Origin of the sequence: Nocardia sp. NBC_01009, assembly GCF_045208035.1 — a bacterium.
In the GTDB taxonomy this organism is placed as follows: Bacteria; Actinomycetota; Actinomycetes; order Mycobacteriales; family Mycobacteriaceae; genus Nocardia.
Window position 1 is genome coordinate 7,154,493 of the sequence record NZ_CP108695.1, and the last position, 26,264, is coordinate 7,180,756.

General features: G+C 67.0%; 23 protein-coding genes. 5 read left to right on the forward strand and 18 right to left on the reverse strand.

Annotated features, from left to right (window positions below; genetic code table 11):
* Nucleotides 1-27: 27 nt before the first annotated feature.
* The 13 genes from trmD to ftsY form a co-directional block, all read right to left on the reverse strand.
* Nucleotides 28-711, reverse strand: coding sequence for a tRNA (guanosine(37)-N1)-methyltransferase TrmD (trmD, locus tag OHA42_RS32300; protein WP_406231535.1), 684 nt, complete (start codon nt 709-711; stop codon nt 28-30).
* A 72-nt stretch (nt 712-783) separates the two neighbouring features.
* Complete coding sequence (gene rimM / locus OHA42_RS32305) at nt 784-1,308, reverse strand: ribosome maturation factor RimM (protein ID WP_406231537.1); 525 nt, start codon at nt 1,306-1,308, stop codon at nt 784-786.
* Nucleotides 1,309-1,551 carry an RNA-binding protein gene (locus tag OHA42_RS32310; RefSeq protein WP_163822793.1) on the reverse strand — a complete coding sequence of 81 codons (243 nt, stop codon included), beginning with the start codon at nt 1,549-1,551 and terminating at the stop codon, nt 1,309-1,311.
* Nucleotides 1,551-1,985: a 30S ribosomal protein S16 gene (gene rpsP / locus OHA42_RS32315; protein ID WP_366527328.1), complete on the reverse strand. Its 435-nt coding sequence runs from the start codon at nt 1,983-1,985 to the stop codon at nt 1,551-1,553. Before rpsP ends, OHA42_RS32310 begins: the two co-directional genes overlap by 1 nt.
* A gap of 414 nt (nt 1,986-2,399) precedes the next feature.
* Nucleotides 2,400-3,080 (reverse strand): class I SAM-dependent methyltransferase, encoded by a 681-nt coding sequence (locus tag OHA42_RS32320; protein ID WP_406239764.1) that lies wholly within the window; start codon nt 3,078-3,080, stop codon nt 2,400-2,402.
* 229 nt (nt 3,081-3,309) lie between these two features.
* The gene (locus tag OHA42_RS32325; protein ID WP_406239766.1) at nt 3,310-4,293 is read right to left on the reverse strand and encodes an LLM class F420-dependent oxidoreductase; all 984 of its coding nucleotides are present in this window, start codon (nt 4,291-4,293) and stop codon (nt 3,310-3,312) included.
* Nucleotides 4,294-4,536: 243 nt separating this feature from the next.
* Entirely contained in the window at nt 4,537-5,631 is a 1,095-nt protein-coding gene (locus OHA42_RS32330; RefSeq protein WP_406231539.1) for an amidohydrolase family protein, read from the reverse strand.
* A gap of 226 nt (nt 5,632-5,857) precedes the next feature.
* Nucleotides 5,858-7,432: a signal recognition particle protein gene (ffh, locus tag OHA42_RS32335; protein ID WP_406231540.1), complete on the reverse strand. Its 1,575-nt coding sequence runs from the start codon at nt 7,430-7,432 to the stop codon at nt 5,858-5,860.
* A gap of 120 nt (nt 7,433-7,552) precedes the next feature.
* Complete coding sequence (locus OHA42_RS32340) at nt 7,553-7,867, reverse strand: hypothetical protein (RefSeq protein ID WP_406231542.1); 315 nt, start codon at nt 7,865-7,867, stop codon at nt 7,553-7,555.
* Nucleotides 7,868-7,985: 118 nt separating this feature from the next.
* A complete protein-coding gene (locus OHA42_RS32345; RefSeq protein ID WP_406231544.1) occupies nt 7,986-10,433 on the reverse strand; it encodes a [protein-PII] uridylyltransferase in 2,448 nt (815 codons plus the stop codon).
* Between the two features lie 88 nt (nt 10,434-10,521).
* Nucleotides 10,522-10,860, reverse strand: coding sequence for a P-II family nitrogen regulator (locus tag OHA42_RS32350; RefSeq protein ID WP_040780799.1), 339 nt, complete (start codon nt 10,858-10,860; stop codon nt 10,522-10,524).
* Nucleotides 10,861-10,865: 5 nt separating this feature from the next.
* Entirely contained in the window at nt 10,866-12,245 is a 1,380-nt protein-coding gene (locus OHA42_RS32355; protein ID WP_328404026.1) for an ammonium transporter, read from the reverse strand.
* 257 nt (nt 12,246-12,502) lie between these two features.
* Entirely contained in the window at nt 12,503-14,041 is a 1,539-nt protein-coding gene (gene ftsY / locus OHA42_RS32360) for a signal recognition particle-docking protein FtsY (protein WP_406231546.1), read from the reverse strand.
* Nucleotides 14,042-14,151: 110 nt separating this feature from the next.
* Between ftsY and OHA42_RS32365 the strand changes: the two genes are divergently transcribed.
* Nucleotides 14,152-14,541 carry a DUF2237 domain-containing protein gene (locus OHA42_RS32365; protein WP_328404030.1) on the forward strand — a complete coding sequence of 130 codons (390 nt, stop codon included), beginning with the start codon at nt 14,152-14,154 and terminating at the stop codon, nt 14,539-14,541.
* A 125-nt stretch (nt 14,542-14,666) separates the two neighbouring features.
* Nucleotides 14,667-14,795, forward strand: coding sequence for a hypothetical protein (locus OHA42_RS32370; protein ID WP_406231548.1), 129 nt, complete (start codon nt 14,667-14,669; stop codon nt 14,793-14,795).
* Between the two features lie 43 nt (nt 14,796-14,838).
* Here the strand turns inward: OHA42_RS32370 and OHA42_RS32375 are convergent, their stop codons facing one another.
* On the reverse strand, nt 14,839-15,639 hold the full coding sequence (locus tag OHA42_RS32375; RefSeq protein WP_406231549.1) for a TetR/AcrR family transcriptional regulator: 801 nt from the start codon (nt 15,637-15,639) through the stop codon (nt 14,839-14,841).
* 118 nt (nt 15,640-15,757) lie between these two features.
* Here OHA42_RS32375 and OHA42_RS32380 point away from each other — a divergent pair, with 118 nt between their 5' ends.
* Nucleotides 15,758-16,675 carry an NmrA family NAD(P)-binding protein gene (locus OHA42_RS32380; RefSeq protein WP_406231551.1) on the forward strand — a complete coding sequence of 306 codons (918 nt, stop codon included), beginning with the start codon at nt 15,758-15,760 and terminating at the stop codon, nt 16,673-16,675.
* Between the two features lie 306 nt (nt 16,676-16,981).
* Here OHA42_RS32380 and OHA42_RS32385 read toward each other — a convergent pair whose 3' ends face one another.
* Both OHA42_RS32385 and smc read right to left on the reverse strand, forming a co-directional pair.
* Complete coding sequence (locus OHA42_RS32385; protein WP_406231553.1) at nt 16,982-17,794, reverse strand: hypothetical protein; 813 nt, start codon at nt 17,792-17,794, stop codon at nt 16,982-16,984.
* A gap of 88 nt (nt 17,795-17,882) precedes the next feature.
* Nucleotides 17,883-21,494 carry a chromosome segregation protein SMC gene (gene smc / locus OHA42_RS32390; RefSeq protein WP_406231555.1) on the reverse strand — a complete coding sequence of 1,204 codons (3,612 nt, stop codon included), beginning with the start codon at nt 21,492-21,494 and terminating at the stop codon, nt 17,883-17,885.
* 354 nt (nt 21,495-21,848) lie between these two features.
* On the opposite strand from smc, the gene OHA42_RS32395 reads away from it, so the two are divergent.
* Entirely contained in the window at nt 21,849-23,243 is a 1,395-nt protein-coding gene (locus tag OHA42_RS32395) for a hypothetical protein (protein WP_406231557.1), read from the forward strand.
* A gap of 189 nt (nt 23,244-23,432) precedes the next feature.
* On the opposite strand, the gene OHA42_RS32400 is transcribed toward OHA42_RS32395, so the two are convergent.
* Complete coding sequence (locus tag OHA42_RS32400; protein WP_406231558.1) at nt 23,433-23,858, reverse strand: DUF1707 domain-containing protein; 426 nt, start codon at nt 23,856-23,858, stop codon at nt 23,433-23,435.
* Between the two features lie 335 nt (nt 23,859-24,193).
* Between OHA42_RS32400 and OHA42_RS32405 the strand changes: the two genes are divergently transcribed.
* Nucleotides 24,194-25,741, forward strand: a complete 1,548-nt coding sequence (locus tag OHA42_RS32405; RefSeq protein ID WP_406239768.1) for a long-chain-fatty-acid--CoA ligase — start codon at nt 24,194-24,196, stop codon at nt 25,739-25,741.
* 73 nt (nt 25,742-25,814) lie between these two features.
* Here OHA42_RS32405 and OHA42_RS32410 read toward each other — a convergent pair whose 3' ends face one another.
* Nucleotides 25,815-26,264: a DUF350 domain-containing protein gene (locus OHA42_RS32410; protein ID WP_406239770.1), complete on the reverse strand. Its 450-nt coding sequence runs from the start codon at nt 26,262-26,264 to the stop codon at nt 25,815-25,817.

A 26,264-nucleotide genomic window follows, 5' to 3' on the forward strand; every position in this document is an offset into this window, starting at 1 on the left:
GACACCGCGGCAGCAAGTGGCGCGAAATCAGTCCGGCGGCAACAGATCCGGGCGCCGCGCGCGAGTTCGTTCGAGTGACTGCTCATGGCGCCACGCCGCAACCTTGGCGTGGTCGCCGGACAGCAGGATCGGCGGGACTTCCAGTCCGCGCCAGCTCACCGGGCGGGTGTAGCTCGGGCCTTCCAGGAGGCCGTCGGAGAACGAATCCTCTTGGTGTGATTGCTGATTGCCCAGGACGCCGGGCAGCAGACGCACGACCGCCTCGGTCATGACGAGGACGGCGGCCTCGCCGCCGATCAGGACATAGTCGCCGATGCTGACCTCCTCGACGCGCACCCGGCGGGCCGCATCATCGAAGACGCGTTGGTCGATGCCTTCATAACGGCCACAGGCGAAGACGAGGTGCTGCTCGGTGGCCCAGCGCTGCGCGGTCGCCTGAGTGAACGGGACACCGGCGGGAGTAGGCACGACCAGCAGCGCCTCGTCGGGGCAGACCTCGTCCAGGGCGTCGCCCCAGATGGTCGGCTTCATAACCATGCCGGGCCCACCGCCGTAGGGGGAATCGTCGACGGACTTGTGCACGTCGTGCGTCCAGCGGCGCAGATCGTGCACACCGAGGGAGATCAGGCCCTTGTCGATCGCCTTGCCGAGCAACGCGGTGCGCAACGGCTCCAGATACTCCGGAAAGATCGTGACGACATCGAGTTTCATGCCGACCCCTCCGCAGAGGAGTTCTCACACCGCGGCGGCACGAGCACTGGGTGACTGTGTCTCATCCCGCCTTCATTCCGGATCGAGGAGACCTTCGGGTGGATCGATGACGACGAGACCGTCGGCCAGCGACACCGTGGGCACGATGGCATTGACGAACGGGATCAGGATCTCCCTGCCGTCTTCGGCGGCGCGCACCGAAAGCAGTTCTCCCGCAGCGGAATGCAGCACCTCGGTGACCTTGCCGACGACGGTGCCGTCGGTCAGCTGAACGGTCAGCCCCTCCAGCTCGTGGTCGTAGTACTCGTCCGGATCCTCCGACGGCGGCAGGTCGGCGCTGTCGACGAAGAACAGCGTGCCGCGCAGCGCGTCGGCGGCGGTGCGGTCGGCAACCCCGGCGACATGCACGAGAAGCCGGCCCGAATGCTCTCGGGCCGACTCCACGGTGAAGTCACGGACTTCTTTGGATCGCGCCAAACGGCCACGCAGTGTGGTGCCCGGCGCGAAACGTGCCTCGGGTTCGTCGGTGCGGACCTCGACGACGAGTTCGCCACGCACACCGTGCGACTTGGCGACCCGCCCTACGACGAGTTCCATCTAGGCGTCGGTGTCGACCACGTCGACCCGGATACCCCGTCCGCCGATACCGGCGACAAGGGTGCGCAGTGCGGTCGCGGTACGACCACCGCGCCCGATCACCTTGCCGAGATCCTCGGGATGGACATGCACCTCGACGGTGCGTCCGCGACGGCCGGTGATCAGCTCGACACGGACGTCATCGGGATTGGCGACAATGCCGCGAACCAGATGTTCGACGGCATCGGCGACGACTGCACTCATTACTCGGCGGCCTCGGTGGCGGGCGCCTCAGCGGCCTCGTCCTTCTTGGCGGCCTTCTTCTTGGGGGTGACGGCGTCGGCGACCGGCTCGTTGTCGGCAGCGGCCAGCGCGGCGTTGAACAGGTCCAGCTTGGAGGTCTTCGGAGCCTTGACCTTCAGCGTGCCCTCGGCGCCGGGCAGGCCCTTGAACTTCTGCCAGTCACCGGTGATCTCCAGCAGACGCTGCACGGCCTCGGTCGGCTGCGCGCCGACACCGAGCCAGTACTGCACGCGCTCGGAGTCGATCTCGATCAGCGACGGCTCTTCCTTCGGGTGGTACTTGCCGACGTTCTCGATGGCGCGACCGTCACGACGGGTGCGGGCGTCCGCGATGACCACGCGGTACTGCGGGTTGCGGATCTTGCCGAGGCGGGTGAGCTTGATGCGAACAGCCATGTGCTGATTGCCTTTCATAGTGTGGTCACGGCGCAATTCAGCGACCCGCATGGTCTGCGAGCCCGGTTTTGCGCATGGAGTGTGTGACCGCCGCGCGGCACGTAACCGGAGACGGGCTGACACTGTCCAGGAAGGACGGTGGTCCATTGTGCCAGACACCCCCGCCTCGCCCGAAATCGCCTCCCGAGCCCCGAGACCGCGGTGCGCGGCACGTGGTGGGCAGCCGGTCTCGGCGTTTGCCGCAGCCAGGTGCCGCTCACGGGCGGTTCAGTGGGTCCAGCGCGGAGGAGGACGACGCCGTAGCGGAAGGGGCGGGCTGCTACGGGGTGGAGGTCGGCTATCCCCGCATCTTCCGGCTTCCCATTCGGCACTACGTCTGTGGAAGTAGACGCAACCGGCCGCTGGATCGCTGGGTCAGCCGGGGGCGGTGGCGGTGACAGCGCGTGTGGACATCCATGGGCCGCCCCACCACATACGCCAGCCGAGCGGCACGACACCGACCCCCACGGCGCCGAGGTCGGTGAGTACCGCCGCGTATTCGCGGGTCTTGGCGATGTCGGCGATGACGAGGCGGCCGCCGGGGCGCAGGACTCGGAACGCCTCGCGAACCGCGGCGGCGCGGCCTGCGGCGGTTTTGATGTTGTGGATGGCCAGGCTGGAGACCACCACGTCGAAGTCGCCGTCCGCGAACGGCAGCTCGGTCATGTCACCGGTGTGCAACTGGACGCGATCGGCAACGCCTTCGGCTGCCGCGTTCCATTCGGTGGTCGCCGCGCTGTTCCCGGACTGATCGACCGATCGCCACAGGTCGACGCCGACGGCGTGACCGTCGGGCAGTCGGCGGGCCCCGGCGAGCAGCACCGCGCCGCGGCCGCAGCCCATATCGAGCAGCAACTCGTCACCACGTAGGTCGAGCTCGTCGAGCAGCCGATCCCAGACCTGGAATTTGCCGCGTCGAGTCGCGTGCAGATACAGCGCGAATTGCGCGGCCATCGCGGCGGTAATCAGCAGCCAGACCCAGATCCAGCCCACATGCTGGGCGTATCCGACAACGACCGTCGTGACGGCGTACACACCCGCGATCGCGGCGAGCATGAACAACACAAACGGCGCATCGACACCGTAGGACGCCTGCTTCACCGCCACCGACCAATCCTTTCGAGGCACAGCACCAGTGATGACCCGAGGGTTTCGCGGCGGCGATCCGCGGGATGGCGAGCACCGGCAACACACCACATCGTCACGCGCCGAGGGTATTCCCGCGACGCGCTCGTCGGCCGTCGCTCGCACCGATCGGCGCGTCGGCGGCCCGGTGGCGAAGTGGTCAGTCGACCAGTGGCGCCAAGGTGCGCCCGGCGAGAGCGACCGCGCCGGGCTCGTGGCCATTGGTGACCATATTGACAATGAGTCCCTGGACACCGTGATCGAGCACCCGCGATTGCAGTTGTTCGGCGACTTCGGCTGGTGTGCCCACGAATTGGCGGTCGGCGGGAGTTTGCCTGCGCTCCTGCTCGGAGAGGGTCGATAGGTCGACACCCATCCCGCGCATCATGTCCTGCTGCTGTTTGCGCACCCGATCGCCGTCCTCATCGATCATCAGGAAGCACAGGTAGCTGACTTCCAATGTCTTCGGGTCACGTCCGATTTCGGTGCAGCGTTCGTGCAATGCCGCAATCTTGCGGGGCAACTCGGAGGCATTGCAGATGATGTTGAGGTGATCGGCGTAGCGAGCGGCGAGACCGAAGGTCTTCTTCTCACCGCCGCCACCGAGCAGGATCGGCAGATCGTCGCGAATCCTCGGCTCGTTCATGGCCTTCTCGGTGTGGTACCACTTGCCCTCGAAGGTCGGGTGTTCGCCGCGCAGCATCGGGTGGATGATCTGCAGCGCTTCATCGAGCCGCTCGAAGCGTTCGGTGAAGGTGCCGAATTCGAAACCGTAGGACTGGTGCTCGAGCTCGAACCAACCCGCGCCGATCCCGAGCACCGCCCGGCCACCGCTCACAACGTCGAGCGTGGTGACAGTCTTCGCGAGCAGCGCAGGATTGCGATAGGTGTTGCCGGTGACCAGCGCCGACAACTGAATTCGCTCGGTCGCTGTGGCCAGCGCACCCAGCGCGGTGTAGGACTCGAGCATCGGCGCATCCGGCGCGCCGAGACCGGGCAGCTGATAGAAGTGGTCCATCACGAAGACGGTGTCGAAGCCCGCGGCTTCGGCCTCCCTGGCCTGCGCGATGACGGTCGGGAACAACTCCCGCACCGACCGACCATAACTGAAGTTGGGCATCTGATAACCGAGGCGAATGGTCACATCGATCGACCCTACGCCCTCGACCTCTCGTTTTCCGGCCGATCGCCCGGCCGCGGCCGCACCGAAACCCACCCTCGCCAGCACCGGCCGAGCCGCCACGAGACTCCTTTGGAACGCAAACCCAGCAAAGCGCCGACCTGGCGGGACGCGTCGACCTGGCGGGACGTACTAATCCGTCGGACCGCACCAACTCGGTGAGAACGCGGTTTGGACGCTGGGTTGCGGCCTACCTCGGGTCGACGTTCAACGATGTCCGGTCACTGGATTCCGGGTCTTCACGACCCGTCCACGCAGGACCACTGCGTAGGGCTCGGTGAGGGCAGCCGGGGTGACGCGAGGGTCGTCCAGGTAGACAACGAAGTCCGCGGGCGCACCGTGCTCGATGCTAGGGCGGCGCAGCCACGCACGCGCATTCCAGGAGGCGGCGCCGAGGGCATCGTGGGTGGAGAGCCCGGCCTCGGACAGGGCGGCGATTTCGTCGGCGATGCGGCCGTGCCGGATGGAACCACCCGCGTCGGTGCCCGCGAAGATCGGAACGCCCGCGTCGTGCGCATTGGCGACGGTGGTACGGACGCGGCGGTGGAGATCGCGCATGTGGGCGGCGTAGGTGGGGAATTTGGCCGCGTTGTCGGCGATCTCCGGGAAGGTATCGATGTTGACGAGTGTGGGAACGAGGGCGGTGCCGTGCTCGACCATCAGCGCGATGGTGCCGTCGGTGAGGCCGGTGCCGTGTTCGAGGCAGTCGATGCCCGCATTGATCAGGCCGGGCAGAGCGTCCTCGCCGAAGACATGTGCGGTGACGCGGGCGCCGTTGGCGTGCGCGACATCGATGGCTTCCTTCAGGATGGCGTCGCTCCACAGTGGCCGCAGGTCGCCGACGGAGCGATCGATCCAGTCGCCGACGATCTTCACCCAACCGTCACCGAATCGGGCCTGCTCGGCGATGATCTCGGGCAGGTCGCGCTCGTCGTCGAGTTCGATGCCGAGTTCGCGGACGTAGCGGCGCGGGCGGGCGATGTGGCGACCCGCTCGGATGATCCGCGGCAAGTCCTCGTGATCGTCGATGAAATGGGTGTCGATCGGCGACCCGGCATCGCGCAGCAGCAGCGCACCGGCATCGCGTTCGGTCTCGGCCTGCGCGATCGCGCCGTCCCGGTCTTCCTCGCCCCCGCCGTACCGGATACCGACGTGGCAGTGCGCGTCGACCAGCCCTGGCACGATCCATCCTGAGTCGCACAGTGTTTCGGCACCGGGCACCGGTTCGAACGACACCAGCCCGTCGCGCACCCACAGATCGCGCACCACATCATCGGGGAGAACCACACCTCGCAGATGCACAGCTACCTCCTGGATGTCGCCGGCTGCCTCCAACCTACTGTCCAGGCCTCAGGACAGTCACCCTCGAGCGAGGTGACTCTTCATATGCGCAGTCTGGTCGGGCGAACGTCGAGCCCACCCTCGCGAGGCGGCCACCGCAGTGGAGCAGTGCGGTCGAGCACCCCGAAACGGCAGTGCGCCGCACGCGAAATCGCATGCGGCGCACCAAGACCAGCAGCCTGATTGCCTACTTCTTGGGGAACTTGAGCTGCGAAAGGTCGATGCCCTCCAGGCCCGGAGGCAGCTGGTCGAGTCCAGCGGGCATGCCCGACAGATCCGGCATCCCGGGTGGCATGCCGGGCATTCCCGGCATGCCGGCGGGCAGGCCGGGGAAACCGCCGCGCATCTTCGGCGGCGTCGGTCCGCGGCCGCCCTTCTTGCCCTTTTTGCCCTTCTTGGCATTGGCGCGCCGCGCTCCGGGCATACCCATCTGACGGCCCATCGCGGCCATCATCTTCCTGGCCTCGAAGAAACGGTCGACGAGCTGGTTGACCTCGGAGACCTGGACACCCGAGCCGTTGGCGATGCGCAGCCTGCGGGAGGCGTTGATGATCTTCGGGTTGTCCCGCTCGGCGGGGGTCATGCCACGGATGATCGCCTGGACCCGGTCGAGCTGCTTGTCGTCGATCTGGGCCAGCGCGTCCTTCATCTGGCCCGCGCCCGGCAGCATGCCGAGCAGGTTGCCGATGGGACCCATCTTGCGGATGGCCAGCATCTGGTCGAGGAAGTCCTCGAGCGTCAGCTCACCGCTGCCGATCTTGCGGGCGGCGTCTTCGGCCTGCTGCGCGTCGTAGACCTGCTCGGCCTGCTCGATCAGGGTGAGCACATCGCCCATACCGAGGATGCGACTGGCCATCCGGTCGGGATGGAAAACGTCGAAGTCTTCGAGCTTCTCACCGGTGGAGGCGAACATGATCGGCGCGCCGGTCACATTGCGCACCGACAGTGCCGCACCACCGCGGGCGTCGCCGTCGAGCTTGGTGAGCACGACGCCGGTGAAACCGACGCCGTCGCGGAAGGCCTCCGCCGTATTGACCGCGTCCTGGCCGATCATGGCGTCGAGCACGAACAGCGTCTCGTCCGGCTGCACTGCGTCCCGGATACCGGCCGCCTGCGCCATCAGCTCGGCATCGATACCGAGACGGCCCGCGGTGTCGACGATGACGACGTCGTACTGCTTGCTGCGCGCCTCCGCGATACCGGTCTCGGCCACCGCCACGGGATCGGCGGCCGAGACACCGAGCGCGTTCTCGCCGCCGCCGATCGAGGTGCCGGGGTGCGGCGCGAACACGGGCACGCCCGCACGCTCGCCGACCACCTGCAACTGGGTGACAGCGCCGGGGCGCTGCAGGTCGCAGGCCACCAGCAAGGGCTGATGTCCTTGGCCCTTCAGCCATTTCGCAAGCTTGCCCGCAAGGGTCGTTTTACCGGCACCCTGCAGCCCGGCGAGCATGATCACCGTCGGCGGATTCTTGGCGAGGGTCAGCCGGCGGGTCTCACCGCCGAGGATGCCGACGAGCTCCTCGTTGACGATCTTGACGACCTGCTGCGCGGGATTGAGCGCCGCGGACACCTCGGCGCCCTTGGCCCGTTCCTTGATCTTCGCGATGAAACCGCGAACGACGGGCAGCGCGACGTCCGCCTCGAGCAGAGCAAGACGGATCTCGCGAGCGGTGGCGTCGATGTCGGCCGGTGACAGACGCCCCTTACCGCGAAGATCCTTGAGGGCACCGGTAAGCCGGTCGGACAGGGATTCGAACACCGATCGCGCTCCTGATCTCGAGGGACGTCACTTTGGTATCCCAGGGTAATGGGGCCGCCCACGCGTTCGCGCAGGCGGTGTGTCCTTCGAGGTAGAAGAGCTCTGCTATTCGAGGAACAGTTATTCGAGAGTACGGCGGCGCGGTTTGGCCGTCTTGCGATAGTCGTGATTCTCGATGGCCACCATGTAGACCGCCTCGCGGGCCGTCAGACCCAGGTCGAGGGCCAGATCGTCGAGCATGGCCCACGCGGCGTCGGTCGGCTCGTCGTGCGCCTCGACCGTGGTGGCAATCGTCATCGCCGTCACCGCCTGCTGGCCGGTGAGCGTCCGGCCGGGCAGCCAGGAGACGACCCACCGGTCGCCGCCGACACACCGAGCCATGTGCGTGGTCTCGTCACTCGTCATCATCGACGCTGAAACGACTTCAATTGCCACCGACCTGCTCCCCTCATGCTCGCGATAGCCAGACGCTCTGATATTAGGGCTCACCGACCGCCCTGCATACAACTTCCAGCAAATCTCGCGCAACAGTTTAGTTATTCGGCCGATCGTGTCAGGAGCCGCTCCCGGAACCGGGCGGACCAACGCCCTCGGGCGGCTTCGGCGCAGGCCGGGGAACGACGCCCATAATGGCCTTTTCGATGGCTTCGCGACGGCCGGGACCATCGTCGGGGCCGAGGTCGAGGCAGAAGGCATCGACCACCGCGGAGCCCATCGTGACCACCTTTGCCCAGCGTACCCCCGCACCGCAGCCGGACAGCGCGGCTGCCAGCCGGCTCAGCAGACCGATCCGGTCCTCGGCACGCAACTCGAGGATTACCTGGCCAGGCGCCGAAGTTTCCGACCAGATCAGCCGCGGTTGGGCCTGCGCGTACCGGCTCGGGCCTACTCCAGTGGCTTCGCGTTCCCGTTTGGCAAGCAGCGCGGGCAAGTCGAGATCGCCCGCAATGGCGCGGATCAGCTCCTGCCGCAACAGTCCCGCATCCGGCGGGTCACCGAACTTGGGCGACACCACGAAAGTGTTGACGGCCGAAGCACCTTCACCGCCGAGAGCCGCCGAGAGCACCCGCAGCGAGTGCAACGCCAGCACGCCGGCGGCATCCGAAAGCAGGCCGGAAGCGTCGGGCGCGATGACAGTAACGGTGTAGGTGTATTTGCCCTCGCCTGGCCGCAGATCGACGTGCACCCCGCCCGCCGCGGCCTTGGCGAGCAGCTCCGACGCGATCGGCTCGGGTGTCGGCAGCTGTTCGCCCGCCATGACGAGGCGGCAGCGGCGGACGAGTTCGCCGATCAGCGAGGCCTTCCAGTCACCCCAGACACCGGGTCCGGTGGCCAGCGAGTCGGCCTCGGCAAGGGTGTGCAGCAGCTCCAGCAGCTGCACATCGCCACCGAGCGCGTCGACAACGAACTGCACCGTGTCGGGATCCGCGAGATCGCGGCGGGTCGCGGTGTCGGGCAACAGCAGGTGGTTACGCACGATGGCGCTGAGTGTCCGCACGTCGGAGGGCCACAGGCCCAGCCTGCGGCCGATGTGGGTGGCCAGTTCGGCGCCGACGACACTGTGATCGCCGGCGCGGCCCTTGCCGATGTCGTGCAGCAGCGCACCGAGCAAAAGCAGGTCGGGGCGAGCAACCCTGGTGCTGAGCGCGCTCGAATAGGCAACCGTCTCCATCAGGTGTCGATCGACGGTCCAGGTGTGCATGGCGTCGCGCGGCGGCAGGTCACGCACGGCGCCCCATTCGGGAAGTAGCCTGCCCCACAAGCCCGTTCGGTCCAGCGCCTCGATCGCGTCGATGACACCACGCCCCGTGCCCAGCAGGACGAGCAGGTCGTTGAGCGCGTCCTTCGGCCATGGCTCGCGCAGTTCCGGCGCGTCTTCCGAGAGCCGGTTCAGCGTGGTGGCCGACATCGGCAGCATCGTCTGCGCCGAGGCCGCGGCCACCCGCAGAATGAGCCCGGGATCGCGCTGCGGCCGCGCGTCCCGGGCCAGCACGACCTCGCCCGCGTGCTCGACCACCCCCTCATCGAGTGGTCGACGCACCGGCATCCGCCGCAATCGGGCGAGGCCGCGCCGTGGCAGCGCATTGGCGGCGGTCCGCAGCCCGACATCGACGGAGTAACTCACCGTCCGCGCGGAATCGCTCAGTGTGCGAGCAAGATCGAAGCGATCACCGATCCGCAGCGCGCCGCCGATCTCGTCGGCGTCCTGCGCACGCAGCTGGTCGCGAGCCCGACCCGCCACCCGATGCAGCTCCGTGCGAACATCCAGCAAACGACGATGCGCCTGTTTGAATCCACCACCTGGTACCTCGGGACCGAGCCCCGGCATGGCGTCGGTCAGTTGGGCGATCGACAACGCGTCGAGCAGTTGGATGTCGCGGAGGCCACCGCGGCCGTTCTTCAGGTCGGGCTCGGCACGATGCGCGATTTCGCCGCTGCGCTGCCATCTGGCTTCGGCCTGCGCGATCAATTCGTCGAACCGGGAACGGATCCCGGTCCGCCATTCGCGGCGCACCCCGCCGATGAGTAGGTTGCTCAATTCCGCGTCGCCGACAATGTGCCTGGCCTCGAGCATGCCGAGCGCGGCGATCAGATCATCGGAGGCGACCCGCAGTGCCTGCGGGACGGTCCGCACGCTGTGGTCGAGCTTGATGTGGGCGTCCCACAACGGATACCAGAGTTTATCGGCGACCTCGGCGACCCGGGCCGGGTCGACGTCATCGTGCAAGAGCACCAGATCCAGGTCGGAATACGGCAGCATTTCCTTGCGGCCGAGGCCGCCGACCGCCACAACGGCCAGTCCACTATCCGCGGTGATACCGAGTTCGGCGCCTTTACTTGTCAGCCAGAGTTCGAACAGGTCGACCAATGCCAGCCGCAGTGATTCGGCATCGAGTCGGGGATTGCGGGGCAGCCCGCCGTCGAGCAATTGGGTCCGAGCGCGGACCAGATCTGCCGCACCGTTGGAAACTTTTCCGTCTTTGGCGTCCTGACTAGCCACAAACCCACCGCCCATTCAATACGCGCGGCCCCGCCCCGACCGGGCAATCCGGTGGGAGCGGGGCCGCCGCTCGATTCGATTTTCCGTTTTACAGAGCGTCGGTACCGCGTTCGCCGGTCCTGACCCGGATGATCGATTCCACCGGCGTGACCCAGACCTTGCCGTCGCCGATCTTTCCGGTGCGAGAGGCCTCGACGATCACCTCGACTACCTTGTCGACCGAGGCATCGTCCACAACGACCTCGACCCGAACCTTCGGAACGAAATCCACGGAGTACTCGGCACCGCGGTAGACCTCGGTGTGGCCCTTCTGGCGGCCGTAGCCCTGCACCTCGCTGACGGTCATCCCGAGTACACCCGCCTGCTCGAGTCCGGTCTTGACGTCCTCGAGAGTGAACGGTTTGACAATTGCGGTGATCAGTTTCATTGTCGTCATGCCTCCTTGACGGCCGTACGTGCCGTGCCACCCACAGCAGCGAAATCGTATGCCGTTTCAGCGTGCTCGGACTCGTCCATGCCCACCGCCTCGGCTTCCTCGCTGGCGCGCAGCCCAATGGTGAACTTCACGATATAGGCAATGACCAGCGTCGCGATGAAGGAGAAGGCCAAGACAACGCCCGCGCCCACCGCCTGCCGCCACAGCTGATCGAGACCGCCGCCGTAGAACAGGCCGGTCTTGGCCGCGCCGGTCTCCGGAGCGGCGACCAGGCCGATCATCAGGGTGCCGACGATGCCGCCGACCAGGTGGACACCGACCACGTCGAGCGAGTCGTCGAAGCCGAACTTGAACTTCAGGCCGACCGCCAGTGCACACAGCGCACCCGCGACCGCACCGATGATCAGCGCGCCGAGCACGTTGACCGAGGAGCAGGAGGGGGTAATGGCGACCAGACCGGCCACGATGCCCGAGGCCGCGCCCAGCGAGGTGGGCTTGCCGTCGCGGAACTTCTCCACGAGCAGCCAGGCCAGCATCGCAGCACAGGTGGCGAAGGTGGTGGTGATGAAGGTGGAACCGGCGAGACCACCCGAGGTGACCGCGGAGCCCGCGTTGAAGCCGAACCAGCCGAACCACAGCAGACCGGCGCCGAGCATGACGAACGGCAGGTTGTGCGGACGGAACGGCGTGGTCGGCCAGCCCTTGCGCTTACCGAGCACCAGGACCAGCGCCAGGCCGGCCGCACCGGCATTGATGTGGACCGCGGTGCCACCGGCAAAGTCGACCGCGAGGAGTTTATTGGCAATCCAGCCGCCTTCGTGCACAACAGTGCCGTCGGCGTCCTTCACATCGAAATCGAATACCCAGTGCGCGACCGGGAAGTACACGACCGTCACCCAGATACCCGCGAACAAAAGCCAGGCACCGAACTTCAGCCGGTCAGCAACTGCACCCGAGATGAGGGCAACCGTGATGATCGCGAACATCAACTGGAACGCAACGAACACGCTCATCGGAATCGTGCCCGCGAGCGGAATGTTCACGGCCGCGGTGGTGACCGCGCCGCCGGCGTCCTTGACCTCGGCAACGGCGTTGCCGCCGATCAGGCCCTTCAGTCCGAAGAACTGTGCGGGATCACCGATCACGCCGAATTTATTGTCGCCGAAGGCCGTCGAGTATCCGTACAGCGACCACAACACGCCGACGAGGCCCATTGCGCTGATGCTCATCATGATCATGTTCAGCACGTTCTTGGAACGCACCATGCCGCCGTAGAAAAATGCCAGACCCGGCGTCATCAACAGCACGAGTGCTGAACTTGCCAGCATCCATGCGGTGTCACCGGTGTCCGGTGCACCGGTAAGGGGAAATGCCACCTTAATGTCCTCCTCATCTCGGGCCCAGCCGACTCCGGCAAATGGACCTGAACGAAAGGGTCCTCATTCGGTGTTTCATTCGCGGCGCTGTCGTGTTTCACCCAGGTGAACGCATGACGCAGTTGTGTTGCTAACACGTTTCGCGATGCAAACCGGACGTTTTGCCCTGTTGTGAGATGCGTGTCGGAGGATCAGGACACTCGGTTACCGATGGGTAGGTCTGGCAAATCTTCCGCTCGGCCGAGTTGATTTGCCGCTCAGCCGAGCAGTGCGTCGACGAAAGCGCCCGGTTCGAAGGGAGCCAAGTCGTCGGCGCCCTCGCCGAGTCCGACCAGCTTCACCGGCACACCGAGTTCGTGCTGCACCTGGAAGACGATGCCGCCCTTGGCCGTTCCGTCCAGTTTGGTGAGCACGACACCGCTGATGTCGACCACCTCGGCGAAGACCCTTGCCTGCATCAGCCCGTTCTGCCCGACGGTGGAGTCGAGCACCAGCAGCACCTCGTCGACTGCCGCCTTCTTCTCCACCACGCGCTTGACCTTGCCCAGCTCGTCCATCAGGCCGGTCTTGGTGTGCAGCCGTCCCGCCGTGTCGATCATCACCACGTCGACGCCGCGGTCGATACCCGCGCTGACCGCATCGAACGCGACCGCGGCCGGATCGGCGCCCTCGCGCCCGCGCACGGTGTCTGCGCCGACCCGCTCGCCCCAGGTCTGCAACTGGTCGGCGGCCGCGGCACGGAAGGTGTCGGCAGCGCCGAGCAGTACGCGCCGGCCGTCGGCGACGAGCACTCGCGCGAGTTTGCCGGTGGTGGTGGTCTTTCCGGTGCCGTTGACCCCGACGACGAGCAGGATCGACGGATGATCGTCGTGCGGCAGCACGCGGATCGAACGGTCCAGTTCCGGGCGCAGCGCCTCGATCAGCACCTCACGCAGTACGGCACGGGCTTCGTCGGTGGTGCGGACGCTGCGCGCGGCCATCTCTTCGCGCAGCCGCGTGACGATCGCCGCGGTGCTCGCGGTGCCGAGATCGGCGAGCACGAGGGTGTCCTCGACCTCTTCCCACGAGTCGTCGTCGAGGTCGCCGCCACCGAGCAGGCCGAGCAGGCTCTTGCCGACGGCGTTCTGCGACCGCGACAGCCGTCCGCGCAGCCGGACGAGGCGGCCTTCGGTGGGCTCGATCTCGTCGAGGGTGGGAGCCGGGGCCGCCGGGGCGGCAGCGTCGGGCTGGGCCGTGGTTACGGCAGGCGCTGCGGTGTCGGTAGGCGCTGCGGTCTCGGTCGGTGCGGTCTCGGTCGGTGCGGCGACAGCCGGAGCCTCGACCTCCGGCGCCTCGACCTCCGGCGCTGCGATGGCGGTATCCGATTCGACCGATGTCGTCGCGACCACCGCAGGAGCCGAGTCGTCCACGACGGCAGCCTGCTCGGCCGCCGCGGCCGATTCGGGCTCTAGTAGGTCGACATCGCCCTCGGGCAGCGGAACATTGGTGATGCCGCGCTTGGGCGCGTCGCGCGGAATCGCCGCATCGTCACCGACATGCGGCTGCCCGTCGGTGTCGGTGCGCTCGATCGGCACGGGTTCGGGGCGTGTCGCGGTGGCCGTGCCGCCCTGGCTGAAGTTGAAGCCGCCCGACGCCGAATAGCCCCCGGACCGATCGGTCAGTTCTTTCTCGGGGGTCGGCGGCGTCAGTGTGATGCGACGGCGTTTGTACAGGACGAATCCGGCGACAAACACCACCAGCAGCAGGGCGGCAACCGCGGCGATCAGGATCCAGGCTTCGGAACTCACGCGGACCATCCTTGCAGAACACCTGGTCTGCATTACCACGCCGCCCGGGCACCGACACACAACCCCCGAGATTTCTTGTCCTGCGGAACTTCTCGCGAACTGACAATAGGATCGTCGACGTGACCGATCGAAACGTGCTTGGGGGGCCGCTGGAAGAGTGCGGCACCGATCCTCTCACCGGCTTCTACCGGGATGGCTGCTGCAGTACCGGGCCGGAGGATCTGGGCAGCCACACGGTGTGCACTGTCGTCACGGCCGAGTTCCTCGAACACCAGGCGTCCATCGGTAACGATCTGAGTACGCCGCGCCCGGAGAACAACTTCCCGGGCCTGCAACCCGGAGACCGGTGGTGTGTGGTGGCCGTGCGCTGGCTGCACGCCCACGAGGACGGTGTCGCCGCACCCATCGTGCTGGCCGCCACCCATGAGAACGCGCTGGAAGTGATCTCCATGGATATCCTGCGCAAATACGCCGTCGACGTGCCTGACGACGTCAGCGACCTACTCTGAGGTCTGCTGCCGTCACGCGACAATCCGAGTGCGGGCTCGGGTGGCCCGCGAGCGAGCGTCCACCTCGTCGCTTTCGGCATCCGGGACCGGCTCGAGCAGAATCTCGACGACGTCTCACCACGCGTGTGACGAAGATCGCCGCCGACAAGTGGCTGACATCGCACGCTTCGATTGTGATGATGCACATAGCGCAATGGCAGCAGCATGACGGCGGCGAGGATCCGGGTGTCGCGGCCGGCCCGGAGGGGCGGTGATGTTCGGCCACGTCGCGGCCGTACCGAGCGGGCTCGGAACAGGTCAGCGCGCGGCCCCGGCCCGAATCGATGCCGCGCGGGTAGCGCGTAGGCGGTGTGCCTTCTGGCGACAAGCCGAGGAGCAGTAGCGGGCCGGCCGGCCGGTGCCGGCATGCCGCACGACCGCGCCGCAGATCGGACACCGGGAGACGTCGACAGTTTCGTTACGTTCCACAATTTCGTTACGCCGACCCGGCTCGATGTCGAGTTTCGTTACGGGCGTTCCGGGGTGTGCGCGCATCGCGTCCAACACGAGCACAGCAGCGCGGACCAAGCTCCCGTCCGGGCGCTGATGTCGTTGGATGGCAACACATCCGGTGAAGATGTCGAGCACATCGGCGAGGGTGATGTCGGCACGAACTGCGCCCTGCCGTTGCGCGGCGGCCAACAACGCGCCGAGTGACTGGTGGAACCGCTCTCCCGCGCTGCGCACCAGGGCTTTCGGCCAGCCGTCGCCGGACTGGACCATGTCGCATAATGCCTGGCTTCCGGGGGCGCTGGAGACCACCTCGGTACACACCGCGAAGAAGGCAGCACCCGGGTCCGGCGCGTCGATATGATCGGCCGCCAACGTGGCGAGCCGGTCGATGCGCTGCTGCATAACCGCTTCCAGCAGATCGGTTTTCGTGGGGAAATGGCGGTACACCGTGCCCGCGCCGACCCCCGCCCTGCGCGCGACCTCGGCCAGCGACACCGAGGTGCCCTGCTCGGCGAAGGCCCGTTGCGCAGCGGCAAGCACGAGCGCGCGATTGCGTCGGGCGTCGGCCCGCGCCGCACTGCTGAGCGGTGATATCGGAGCAGACATTCGTTACGGCCTCCCATTCCTGACCTGGCCAACCGGGTCGGTACACCCGTATGGTCCGAATACGGGTCGTCCGACCCGATTCTATCGAGCAGAGTTCGATCGAGCAGAGAAGGCACGAATGTCCCCTCAGCAGTACCCCATTCTTGTCACCGGCGGCACCGGTAGCCAGGGCGGCGCCACCGCCCGTCGACTGCTGGCCGACGGAGTCCCGGTCCGTGCGCTGGTGCGCGATCCAGCAGCGCCCGCGGCCCGCGCCCTCGCGGACGCGGGCGCCGAATTGGCAGTCGCCGACTTCGACACTCCGAGCACGTTGGACGCCGCCGTCGCCGGCGTTCGTGGCGTATTCCTCATCCCCCCTGCGGCTTTCGGTCCGAACGGATGGAATGTCGATATGGAGGCCGAACGCGGCCTCGCGGTGGTGGACGCGGCGAAGCGCGCCAATGTCGAGCAGATCGTGTTCACCGGCGTCGCCTCGATGGGTGCAGCCTCCACCTGGGGCCAAGGCGGAAAACGAGTCATCGAGGACGCCGTCGCAGCCAGCGGCCTGCGATACACACTGTTGCGACCGGTCCGGTTCATGGAGAACTACCTGCTGCGTACCTCACCGGTAGACGGAATCATCAACGGTGTACACAAGCACATCTTTCCTGCCGATCAGCCGCTGCAGGTGGTGGCACTGGCCGATATCGCGGCCTTCGCCGCGCTCGCTTTCGCCGACCCGGACCGCCTGCACGGTCGCACCATCGAACTGGCCAGCGACGCAGTCCTGCCCTCGAAAGCGGTTGCGCTGATCAGTGCAGCCATTGGACACCAGGTCAGCTACCACGAGCTCGACGAATCCGAGGCCGACGCCATCGGCGAACAGATCGGCAACACGTGGCGGCTGGTCCGCGAGACCGGCGGCTGGCACGCCGACCTTACCCAGCTACGGCACATCTACCCCGAGCTGACAACCTTCGAATCCTGGCTTGCCACAACCGGAGCCGCGAAAATCAAGGCGCAGCTGGACAGCGACCAGGTGGGTTCGACGCACTGACACCCACGCCATCGGCCGGGACGTGGCGCAGCCGGGCTGGTGGCGCCAGCTGGTGTGCCGTTCAGCCGGTCCAGCGGCACAGCCGATCCAGCGGCGCCAGCCGAAGGCCGGCCAAACGAGTCGATCGTTCGAGCGGCACGGCGGGACGTGCGCACCGAGCAGGTTTCGGTCGGACACGATTCGCTTCGTGGGCTGGAACCCGTTTCGTGTCTTCGGTCCTGAAGACACGGGTGATACACGAGATAATCGGCCTGACAACAGGTTTCGCGCATCACTGGGTTGCGCCCCGGCGCGGCATCGCCGGCGTCAGCCGCTGACGTCGTTGATGCAGAAACCCTCCGGACCGATGTTCAGCGTGAAGACCGTGGCCTGGGTGACGCCGGACGAATTCGTCACCGGCACCGATACCTCGACGTCGGCGATGCCCGTCGACCTCGAGGTCAGCTGGTTGTCGGCGAATGCGGTGGTGCCCGTGAGTCTTCCCGGGTTGGCGGCCTGCACCGACCCCGGGCAGACCAGCGGGTACTTGCCCTCGGCATCGTCCGGATGCACCGGCTTGCCGATCCATCGGGACAGGTAGCGCTGGACAGCGTAGCGGGCGTCGCCTTCGTTGAGGCTGGTATCGGACCCGGTCGGAGCCACTCTCGGGCACGCGTACCCAGAGGCGATCTCGCTGCGCTTCACGCTGACCGTCTCGGTCGGCCCCTTCCAGATGATCGCGAACTGGCCGTCGATGCCGGGTTGCGCAATCGCGGCGAGGATCCCGTCCTTGTCGGCGTACATGTCCCTGGCATTCTTCGGGTCGATGGTCCAGCATTTGCCGACCAGCCGGCCGACATCACCGGCGACCAGGTCCCGTGCCCACGGTTGCAGCGCCGTCGCGGCGTTCGCGTTGCCGGGGACCTCGCCGATCGGCACATTCGAGGTCGGGGCCGACGGAGCAGTGTCCGCTGTCGAACTCGATTGCGGCAGTGCAGATGTCGCCGTCGCCGGCGCCGGCGCATGCGACGTCGTCGCCGAGTGGCCCGCATGCTGATCGTCCGAGCTGCAGCCGGTCAGCAAGGCGCACCCGACGATGGCCGCAAGGCCACCCATTTCCCATCCGCGGCTGTTGATCATGAGCACGACGATAGCGATAAAACATCCCAGGACAGCAGCTTTCGACCTGGACGTCCCACCGGCGGCACAATTGTCCGATTCTTCGGGCTCAGCCCGCCGGTGCCAGGTTCTCCCGGCTCAATCGCTGGCTGATCACCTGGGTGATGCCGTCGCCGCGCATGCTGACGCCGTAGAGCGCATCGGCGATTTCCATGGTCGGCTTCTGATGGGTGATGACGATCAGCTGGCTCTTCTCGCGCAGCTGCTCGAACAAGCCGATCAGCCGGCGCAGGTTGGTGTCGTCGAGCGCCGCCTCGACTTCGTCCATCACGTAGAAGGGTGAGGGACGGGCCCGGAAAATGGCCACCAGTAAGGCGACCGCGGTCAGCGACTTCTCGCCACCGGAGAGCAGCGAGAGGCGCTTGACCTTCTTGCCGGGCGGGCGGGCCTCCACCTCGATGCCGGTGGTGAGCATGTCCGAAGGATCCGTGAGCAGCAGCCTGCCCTCGCCGCCCGGGAACAGCTTGGCGAACACGCCGACGAACTCCCGTTCGACGTCCTCCCACGCCTCGGTGAAGACCTGCAGGATGCGGGCGTCCACCTCGGCGACCACATCGAGCAGGTCCTTGCGGGCGCTCTTGACGTCTTCGAGTTGTGTGGACAGGAAGTTGTAGCGCTCCTCCAGCGCCGCGAACTCCTCGAGCGCAAGGGGATTCACCTTGCCGAGGGTGGTGAGGTCCTTCTCGGCGCGTTTGGCACGGCGCTCCTGGGTCTGCCGATCGTATGGCATGGGCGCGGGCGCGGAGACCTGCTCGCCGCGTTCCTTGGCCTGCTCGTATTCCAGCCACTCCAGATCCGACGGCGGCGTCGGCACGTCGGGGCCGTACTCGGCGATCAGGTCGTTCAGCGCGATGCCGAACTGTTCGGAGATGGTCGCCTCGATCTGTTCGATACGCAAGGCCGCCTGCGCTTTTGCCACCTCGTCGCGGTGCACCGCGTCGGTGAGCTGAGCCAGCTGGGTTGTGAGGGCCCGGGAACGCTCCTTCACCTGATCGACCTGCGCGGCGCATTCGGTGCGACGTCGCACCAGATCGTCACGGCGCGTGGCGGCCTCGGCGACCACGATCTCCAATTCGGCGGCGATACGGGCACCGGATTCGGCGACGGCGGCCGCCACCTCGGCAGCCTTGCGCCGTGCCGCGTGGGCGCGTTCGGCGCGTTCGCGGGCCTCGCGCTCGGCACGGGCGGCCCGGCGCAGCGAATCCGCTTTACCGCGAACCGATTCCGCGCGTTCCTCCGCGGTGCGCACCGCGAGCCGTGCCTCGACCTCCATCGAGCGGGCCTCGGCCAGCGCGGCGGCGGCTTCCTCGCGGTCCCGGCCCGCGGATTCGGTGCCTGCCGCGCCGATGCCGTCGGCGTCGATGTCTGCGTGCTCGAGTTCGGCGTTGCGCAGCCTGGTCTCGAGGTCGGCGAGCGAGGCAAGCGACTCCTCGCGACTGGCCTCGGTGTCGGCCCGCTGGCCGGTCAGCTTTTCGAAGTCGGTCTGTGCGGTGCGCGCGACCTGCCCGAGCCTGCCGAGCCGGTCGTAGATCGCCACCAGGGCTTGATCGGATTCGTGCAGCGCGAGCAGCGCGTGGTCGACGGCGTCCTTGCGATCGGTTTGTTCGGCGAGCGCGCCCGACAGCGCGGCTTCCAATTCCTCCGCGCGGCGCTGGGCGGCGACGAGGTCGGCCTTGGCGGCGTCGATATCGGCCTGGATCTCCAGCTGGCTCGGCGCACGGTCGGATCCGCCGAGCACCCAACCCGTACCCGTGAGGTCGCCGTCGCGGGTGACCACCCGCAACTCCGGTCGGATCGCCAGCAGTTCGACAGCGGCGGCCAGGTCATCGACTACCGCGACACCGGCGGTCAACGCCACGATGGCACCACGCACGGTGTCCGGGCCGTCCACGACATCCGACAGCCAACGGGCACCGCCTGGCAGCGCGCCGCGCTGCGCGATCGAGACATCGGTCGCGCCGAATACCACCGCGGCGCGACCGCCGTCGGCTTCTTTCAACGCCCGCACCGCTGCATGCGCGCTGGCACCGGTATCGGCCGCCACCGCATCGGCGAGCGGACCGAGCGTTGCCGCAACTGCGGCCTCGAATCCGCCGTGCACCCGGATCAAGCCCGACAACGGACCGAGCAGACCTTCGGCGCGATGCTCGACCAGCCAGGCCGCGCCGTCACGGCGGGCAAGACCCATGCCGAGCGCTTCGATGCGGGCACTGAGGGAGGCGACCCGCTTGGTTGCGTCGCGGTCCTGTTCGCGCAGTTCGGCGACGCGCTGATCGGCCAGCGTCAGCGCCTGCACCGCATGCTCGTGCTGCGCGTCCAGACCCGCCTCACCCGCGTCGAGTTCACTGAGTTCACCCTGCACCGTGTCGTATTCGGCCTGCGCGGCATCCCCGCGATACCTGGCTTCGGTGATCGCTACCGAGAGCCTGGCGATCTCCGCGTCCACCGACTGTGCCCTGGTCCGCAGGGTGTCGACCTGTCCGGACAGCCTGGCCAGACCCTCGCGCCGATCGGCGATGGCCCGTACCGCAGCCAAGTGCGCCTGCTCGGCGGCCTTGGCAGCCTGCTCGCGTTCGCCGAGCTGGTCACGCGCGGCCTCCAACGTCTCGACCGCGATCTCCACCGCCTCACGCAGCTCAGCCTCCTCGGCCTCCACCCGCTGTGCCTCGGCTTCGAGCTGATCGGGGTCGCGGCCGGTACCGACCGGGGTTTCGGTGTCCAGGTGACGGGCCCGGTCGCCTGCGATACGGATGGTGGCGTTCACCCGCTCGGCCAGCGCGGAAAGCTGGAACCAGATCTGACCTGCGGCCTCGGCGCTCGGCGTCAGCCGGGAGAGCTGGAATTCCTGCTGCGCCAGTGCGGCGTTCGCGGCATCGAGTTCGGTTTGCACCGTGATGTGCTGCTCGCGCGCGTAAGCCTCTTTGCTCTGCTGACTTTCCAGCTCGCCGCGCCTGGTGACCAGATCGTCGGCGGCAAGGCGCAGTCGTGCGTCGCGCAGATCTGCCTGCACGGTCTGCGCGCGCCGCGCCACCTCGGCCTGCCTGCCGAGCGGCTTGAGCTGGCGGCGCAGTTCGGTGGTGAGGTCGGTGAGCCTGGCGAGGTTGGCCTGCATCGCCTCCAGCTTGCGGACCGCCTTCTCCTTGCGCTTGCGATGCTTGAGCACGCCTGCGGCCTCTTCGATGAAGGCGCGACGGTCCTCGGGGCGCGATTCCAGGATGGCCGAGAGCTGGCCCTGCCCGACGATCACGTGCATTTCCCGGCCGATACCGGAGTCGCTGAGCAGTTCCTGCACGTCCATCAAGCGGCAGGAGCTGCCGTTGATCTCGTATTCGCCGGCCCCGTCGCGGAACATGCGCCGGGTGATGGACACCTCGGCATAGTCGATCGGCAGCGCACCGTCGGAGTTGTCGATGGTCAGCGTGACCTCGGCGCGGCCGAGCGGCGCGCGGCCGGAGGTGCCCGCGAAGATGACATCCTGCATTTTGCCGCCGCGCAGCGCCTTCGCGCCCTGCTCCCCCATCACCCAGGTGAGCGCGTCGACGACATTGGACTTGCCCGAGCCGTTCGGGCCGACCACACAGGTGATGCCCGGCTCGAAGCGCAGCGTCGTCGCGGACGCGAAGGACTTGAAGCCCTTCAACGTCAGGCTCTTCAGGTGCAAGTTCGACGACCCTTCCGTGCGGTGGCCGGAGATTCGGACTGGTCGCCCAGCCCTGCGGAGCGACCAGTCATGGTATCCGTCGCCGGCCGGTTACCCCGTCAGCGGGCGGGCACCACGCGGACGCGGCACGCTCTGGTGCACGAGTTCTCCCCGATACTGCAACCACAGACACAGGTAGGTTATCGAGGATCCGTCGAGCGGCACTCTGGATGGCACGTTCCTCGACTTCGACGCCACCCTTACACCGGGCGCGTGACCGGCCGTCCGCAGTTCCGGCTTGTCCTGTCGCGATGCCCGGACGACGCATACGATCCACTCTGATCGCCCGCCGGAATCTATTTGGGAGCACAGAGGATGCCAGCCGCCTCGGCCGCAACCATCGTGACGCTGCGGCTTGCCCGGATCACCGCGCTGGTGCTCGGCAGCCTGCTGTTCCTCTATGCGTTCGAGTTCGGCGACAACTCGGAATCGACGAGCTGGTGGGTGCAAATCGGCATTGCGACCGGGTTGGGGATCACGGGCCTTGTCGCAGGATATTTCCAGATCACGGTGGCACAGCGGGTCGGGGAGCACGAGTTCCTGATCACCTCCGCGGGACGGTCCGTGCGCGCCAGTATCGTCACCTCGGGAAATCTGGTCTTCCACGGACACGACCTCGGCGGCCCGGATCCGGAATACGAATGGACCTGGACCTTCCGCCCCACCTCCTTCCCCGCCATTCGGGCGGTACTCGGCGGCGGCGGCGGCGATCTGCTCACCCTCCTCGAGGACACCATCCCCGAACTCGACCACCACTGCCGCCAGGATCCAGGAGCCTGGTTACGCCACCACGGCATCCCGGCCCGCTACCGCGAGAAGGGCGTCGACCCCGCGCATGCCACTCGTAAACTGCCGATTATCAAACCCGTGCTGTCCCAGCCCATTTCGTCCAGTCACGATCGGTCGTCGGCAGCACGACGCGACAATTCGACAACCGCGCACCGCCCCACCTCGGCAGCATCCCACCGCGCCAACGACGCCGCCGCACACCGCGACAAAACCTCGACATCGCACCGCGATCGTCCATCGATGTCCCGCCGCAGCAAGACAGCACCGGCACGTCAGGACCAATCGCCGACTTCGCACCGCGCCCAAGCATCTCCGTCACACCGCAATCAACGTGCACCGTCGGACGACGACCAACCCGCACCGGTACACCCCGACCAACCGCCGACTCGCCGCAGCCTGCCATCGCCCGCTATTCGCGAGCAGGCACCATCGTTGTACGAGCCGCCCCCGCGATCGCATCGCGATCGGCGGTCATCGCCGCACCGCGACCTACCTCCGCCGCCCCCGCACAGTCGAGCATCTCGATCACACCGCGACGTACCACGACCGCCATGGGACGACGAGCCGTCGGGCGCGCACGACATCGACGTACCGGACGTATTCCCGCACGAACCGCCGGACAGACGCTGGAACGAATCGCAGGCCCGACGCCGTGGCGAGCCATCGAACCAACAGTGGGACGAGCCTTCCGACACCTACGGACGCGCACCTTCCGACGCACAGTGGACCGAATCGCCGCCACCGAACCAGCCCCGAGCATTTGACCGGCACTGGAACGAACCGCAGGCCGCACGCTGGAGCGAGTCGCCGAGCCGACAGTGGGACGAACCATCCGACACGTACGGACACCCACCCTCCGACGCACAATGGGTCGAGCCGCCCCCGAACCAGCCCCGAGCACATGACCGCCCAGCTCGGTAGCCCGCTGCTACCCGACATCCTGCCCGCCGTGACCGAATCACCACGCATGACCGTCGGTGTGCTCGCGTAGTCTGGCGGCCGCGGCAATGCCGCCTGCAATCAAGGTGCCGGTGCCGGACTGGATGTCGGTGCCGGACCCGGTATCGGTGTGGCGGACGGCGCTGTCGGATCGCCGAGCATGGCGGCGTCTCAGCTCGTTCGGCGACCGAAGCGGCCGGACTCGAAACCGGCCACCATGCGAAAGGCGAGGACCGCGCCCCAGGGGCCGATCACCCATATCGGCCAGGGATAGGTGAACTCACCGACGCTGAGCGAGATAGCACCCCAGATGGCCAGGACGAGCACGCTGACCCCGAGCCAGGAGGTGCCCTCGATCTGCTGCCAGATCGGGAACCTGGCCGGCGCTTTGGCCCGAGCCGATGACTCTTTCGACAGCTTGGGCAGGTCCGACAGCACCAACTGCAGGTCGTCGCGGGTGGCGGTGGCGTAGACGCGCGCGACTCGCTGGTCGTACTCGACCAGGTCGATGCGGCCGTCCGCCAGATGCCTGCTGAGCAGCTTCACGACCTTGTCACGCTCCGCGTCGGAAGCCCGAGTTCCAGGTGAGATTTCCATTTCCAGGTCCTAACGACGAGTTCCACACTCCACAGTGGAAGGTGACATAAGAATGTACCCTCCAATGTGGAATGTCAAGGGTGCCGAATACACGAGAGCGCGACAACAAGCTCACACCGAAGTGGCCCGCCCGCGCGACGTGCGGAAGTTCGGCCCGTTTCGGCGTGCACAGCACCGCCCACCAGGGCAGACGGCCGCCGCTACAACAGCCCGAGTCGACTATTGCGCCAGTGGCCTGGGTCACGTTAGGCTCCCGCCACCTAAGTGAATATCGATTAACCATCTCCGGGATGCGGCCACGCCACAAGGCCGCGCAATCGGCAAGTAAGGAAACGATGTATCTCACCCAGTCGCTGCATCGCGCGATGCAGCAGCGCCCGGATTCGATCGCCACCATCTTCGGTGATCGGGTTCGCACGGTGGCCGAATCCCACAACCGCATTGCCCGGTTCGCCGGCGCGCTCCGCAATCTCGGTGTGCGGCAGGGCGATCGGGTCGCCATCCTGGCGTTGAACTCCGATCGCTATCACGAATACTTCTTCGCGGTGCCGTGGCTCGGCGCGGTGGTCAACCCGGTCAATATTCGCTGGAGTCCCGCGGAAATCGTGTACTCCCTCCGGGATTCGGACACCAGGGTGCTGCTTGTCGACGACGCGTTCGCGCAGGCGATCGGGCCGATCCTGGCGGAGTTCCCGGAGTTGCGCACGGTGATCTTCATCGGCGACGGCGTGCAACCGGCGGGAACCCTCGATTACGAAACGCTGATCGCGGAAAGCGAACCGGTCGAAGACGTTCGGGTCGGCGGTGACGAACTGCTCGGTGTCTTCTACACCGGCGGGACGACCGGCTTCCCCAAGGGCGTCATGTTGAGTCATGCCAACGTCGTCACCTCGGCGCTCGGCTCGCTCGCCACCAACCATGTCATCTCCATCGGCGGTCGATTGCTGCACGCCGCCCCCATGTTCCACCTCGCCGACTTCGCGGTCTGGGGGTGCGGCAACCTGGCGGGCTCGACGCACGTCATCGTCCCGATGTTCACACCTGCCGGTGTGCTGCAGGCCATCTCGGAGCACCAGGTCACCGACGGACTGCTGGTGCCGACGATGATCCAGATGCTGGTCGACGACCCCGCGGCGGCGGATGTCGATCTCAGCAGCGTGGAGCACCTCGTCTACGGTGCGTCCCCGATCTCTGAATCGGTCCTCGCCAAAGCGCGCAAGACCTTCCCGGCCGCCGGGTTCACCCAGGCATACGGCATGACCGAGTTGTCGCCGATCGCGACCCTGCTCTCCCCCGCCGACCACGACGATCCGGTGCTGGCCAAAACAACGGGCCGCGCCGCGCCGCACGTCGAGATCCGGATCGTGGACGCCGACGACAACGAGGTTCCGCGCGGCACCGTCGGTGAGGTTGTCGTCAAGGGCGCCAACGTGATGCTCGGCTACTGGAACAAGCCGCAGGACACCGCCGAGGCGATCCGTGATGGCTGGATGCACACCGGCGACGGCGGCCGCATGGACGACAACGGCTACATCTCCGTCGTCGACCGCCTCAAGGACATGATCATCACCGGCGGCGAGAACGTCTACAGCATCGAGGTCGAGAACGCACTGGCCAAGCACCCCGCCGTCGCGACGTGCGCGGTCATCGGCATCCCCGACGACCAGTGGGGCGAACGCGTCCACGCGGTCGTCGTCCTCCTACCCGGCCGGCAAACAACCCCCGACGAACTCACCATCCACTGCAAACAATTGATCGCCAACTACAAAATCCCCCGCAGCATCGAATTCGCCGACGCCCTCCCCATGTCCGGCGCCGGCAAAATCCTCAAACGCGACCTCCGCCAGCGCTACTGGGACGCTGGCGGCAGCCAAGTCTCGTAAAGACTTCCGACGAGTGGCACATGGCGGCGCGAAAGGCCGAGAAGGCCCTTCCGCGGTGTGCCACTCGTCAGGGCTAGAGGATGGCGAACGCGACAACCAGGCCGAGGGCGAAGTGGGCGGCGGCTACGACGAGCACTTCGGTGGTGTAGGTGTCGGCGTGCAGGGCGGCGCCGATATCGATGCCGAGGGCACGTTCGATGACCCGGACCGAGATGACCTGCGCGATGATGCCGACAAGCCCGTAGACGAGGGCGGCGATCAGGCCCTCGGACAGTTTGCCCGCCGAGGCGTAGGTGGCCAGAACCACGATGAGGGCCATGCTGACCATGCCGGCGGCGGTGACGATGATGGCGTTGGGCTTTCCCTCGGCCACCAGCTTGCGCAGTTTGCCGGGGGTGGTCAGGTCGATGGCGTAGAAGCCGACGAGCATGAGGGCCAGCCCGACAATGGCATAGAGGATGATCGCCCCTACGCCCTCGCCGAGCGAGTTCCAGTACCCCGATTCGAGGGCGACTGCGGTCAT